Origin of the sequence: Paenibacillus taihuensis (assembly GCF_003386535.1) — a bacterium.
Lineage (GTDB): Bacteria > Bacillota > Bacilli > Paenibacillales > Paenibacillaceae > Paenibacillus_Z > Paenibacillus_Z taihuensis.
On record NZ_QTTN01000083.1, the window covers coordinates 1 to 1,988 of the forward strand.

Below are 1,988 nucleotides of genomic sequence, written 5' to 3' on the forward strand. Positions count from 1 at the left end.
TTTTACTGACGCGGGGTGGAGCAGCCCGGTAGCTCGTCGGGCTCATAACCCGAAGGCCGCAGGTTCAAATCCTGCCCCCGCAACCAATTACCTTCGGTTTCATACCGAGAACTATAATGTGGAGCCGTGGTGTAGAGGCCTAACATGCCTGCCTGTCACGCAGGAGACCGCGGGTTCGAATCCCGTCGGCTCCGCCATTATAACCTTAACTTTCGGCTCGGTAGCTCAGTTGGTAGAGCAGAGGACTGAAAATCCTCGTGTCGGCGGTTCGATTCCGTCCCGAGCCACCATTTAAAAATTAAATATGCCGGTGTAGCTCAGTTGGTAGAGCAACTGACTTGTAATCAGTAGGTCGTGGGTTCGACTCCTATCGCCGGCACCATGTGGAGGATTAGCGAAGTGGCCAAACGCGGGAGACTGTAAATCTCTTCCTTCGGGTTCGGTGGTTCAAATCCATCATCCTCCACCACTTAGGGGCATAGTTTAAAGGTAGAACAAAGGTCTCCAAAACCTTTGGTGTGGGTTCAATTCCTGCTGCCCCTGCCAAATTTCATAGTTGTATGGCGATCGTGGCGAAGTGGTTAACGCACCGGTTTGTGGATCCGGCATTCGTGGGTTCAATTCCCATCGGTCGCCCCATAACAACTACAAACAAAATTCAAATTGTTGGGGATTAGCCAAGCGGTAAGGCAACGGACTTTGACTCCGTCATTCCTAGGTTCGAATCCTAGATCCCCAGCCATTAATATGCGGAAGTGGCTCAGCGGTAGAGCATCGCCTTGCCAAGGCGAGGGTCGCGGGTTCGATTCCCGTCTTCCGCTCCATTTCATTTCTGGCGCCATAGCCAAGTGGTAAGGCAGAGCTCTGCAAAAGCTTTACCCCCAGTTCGAATCTGGGTGGCGCCTCCACAATTTTTCTGAAACAATGAGCGCCCTTAGCTCAGCTGGATAGAGCGTTTGACTACGAATCAAAAGGTCAGGAGTTCGAATCTCTTAGGGCGCGCCATAAGTTAGCCGGCGTGGCGGAATGGCAGACGCGCGCGACTCAAAATCGTGAGGGAAACCGTGGAGGTTCGAGTCCTCTCGCCGGCACCACTTAAATAACAAGACAGCCTGTAAGATCAATGATCCTACAGGTTTTTTTATTATTTCTGGACATGATGTAGGTTTATAAGTTCTGGTCCTGTGGAGATCTCACATGTCTGTGAGAATTTGATCTGGAGCTATACGCTGCAGCTGCTTCGGACGTTGCAAATGACTTTTAGAAACAGGCAGCCGGTAAAGCGGCGAGGGCAGAGTGGCCGTAGTCGTAGGATGGCTCAGGAGGCCTTATAAGACGCTGGAAAGAGATCATAATGGAAGCCTAGGTTCAAACAACCAACAATGGCACTATAGGCACCAGGATATAGATCAAAGTGAGAGTTAAAGGGTAGCACGTGAGCATGCTGAAAGAGTAACATCTTTGGGCGGCTCAGAAGGCCTGTAGGAAATGTGGGAGACGAGAAGCCGGTAGAAGTGCTTAAGACAGGAAAGAAAGCGTAGAGACAGGCCAGAAGGGCATAGGATCGTGTATTAGATTAGTGATCTGTAATGGCTGCACGACAGGTGAGAGTTACAGGGTAACACGTGAGCATGCTAAAAGAGAAGCTTTTGTGGGCGGTTCAGAAGGGTCTTAGGACAAGTGAGATAGTAGACGGCGATAGAAGCCGCTTAAGGTAAGAAAGAGAGCATAGTGACAGGCTGGAGGGGCGTAGGAGCGAGCGCTGGATAAGTGATGTGTGATGGCGACGAGCGACGACAAAAGATTGAGCTGAGCATGATTATGATTTTGATGTAAGAGGCGCCGGACATAGATCACTAATAAAGCAAAAAGACCGCTCTCCGGATGGGAGAGCGGTCTTTTGTGCGCTTGGCAGCGCAATCGACTAAGGAGTGAAAGTCTCTAGCACACCGCGAGGTGGCGGAAGTGCATAGCTGACGCATAGTGCT

At 50.8% G+C, this 1,988-nt stretch carries 12 tRNA genes; all 12 read left to right on the forward strand.

What is annotated here, in order from left to right:
* Nucleotides 1-9: 9 nt before the first annotated feature.
* The 12 genes from A8990_RS31130 (at nucleotide 10) to A8990_RS31185 (ending at nucleotide 1,094) form a co-directional block, all read left to right on the forward strand.
* Nucleotides 10-86: transfer RNA gene (locus tag A8990_RS31130), tRNA-Met, on the forward strand.
* A gap of 34 nt (nucleotides 87-120) precedes the next feature.
* Nucleotides 121-197 (forward strand) — tRNA-Asp (locus A8990_RS31135).
* Nucleotides 198-214: 17 nt separating this feature from the next.
* Nucleotides 215-290 (forward strand) — tRNA-Phe (locus A8990_RS31140).
* Between the two features lie 16 nt (nucleotides 291-306).
* A tRNA-Thr gene (locus A8990_RS31145) sits at nucleotides 307-382 on the forward strand.
* Nucleotides 383-385: 3 nt separating this feature from the next.
* A tRNA-Tyr gene (locus tag A8990_RS31150) sits at nucleotides 386-469 on the forward strand.
* Between the two features lie 3 nt (nucleotides 470-472).
* A tRNA-Trp gene (locus tag A8990_RS31155) sits at nucleotides 473-546 on the forward strand.
* 17 nt (nucleotides 547-563) lie between these two features.
* Nucleotides 564-639 (forward strand) — tRNA-His (locus A8990_RS31160).
* A 28-nt stretch (nucleotides 640-667) separates the two neighbouring features.
* Nucleotides 668-742, forward strand: a tRNA-Gln gene (locus A8990_RS31165).
* Nucleotides 743-749: 7 nt separating this feature from the next.
* A tRNA-Gly gene (locus A8990_RS31170) sits at nucleotides 750-824 on the forward strand.
* A gap of 10 nt (nucleotides 825-834) precedes the next feature.
* Nucleotides 835-908 (forward strand) — tRNA-Cys (locus A8990_RS31175).
* A gap of 20 nt (nucleotides 909-928) precedes the next feature.
* Nucleotides 929-1,005, forward strand: a tRNA-Arg gene (locus tag A8990_RS31180).
* 7 nt (nucleotides 1,006-1,012) lie between these two features.
* Nucleotides 1,013-1,094: transfer RNA gene (locus tag A8990_RS31185), tRNA-Leu, on the forward strand.
* Nucleotides 1,095-1,988: the final 894 nt, after the last annotated feature.